1 protein-coding gene is annotated in these 281 nt (G+C 44.1%); it reads right to left on the bottom strand.

Annotated elements, in window-relative coordinates:
* Positions 1 to 281, bottom strand: a 281-nt coding sequence (locus FKR84_RS13445) for a hypothetical protein (protein WP_233357784.1), incomplete at both ends; no start/stop codon positions are given.

Raw genomic sequence — 281 nt, 5'->3', positions numbered from 1 at the left:
TCTTCACATAAAGTATAGCCAAACGGATCGCCGAGTGGGTTGAGTTTTGGCTCGGGTACCACAATAATTTCAAAAGGTACCACCACGTGGCAGAAATTGCCATTTACCCCACTGTTTACCCGTACATAAATTATCTGTACGTTGGTAGGGTTACCATTGGCGTCTTCTATATTATACTCCGGCTCGTTTATATAGGCTTCCGGGGTGTCTATTTGGTCGTCTTCATCAGCGGTTTCTGCGCCAATTTCAGTAACATAATACTCCAAGTCTACGTTTTCAGG

Source organism: Haloflavibacter putidus (genome assembly GCF_006546625.1).
Taxonomy (GTDB): domain Bacteria; phylum Bacteroidota; class Bacteroidia; order Flavobacteriales; family Flavobacteriaceae; genus Mesonia; species Mesonia putida.
This window is presented reverse-complemented; position numbering and strand designations above follow the sequence as displayed.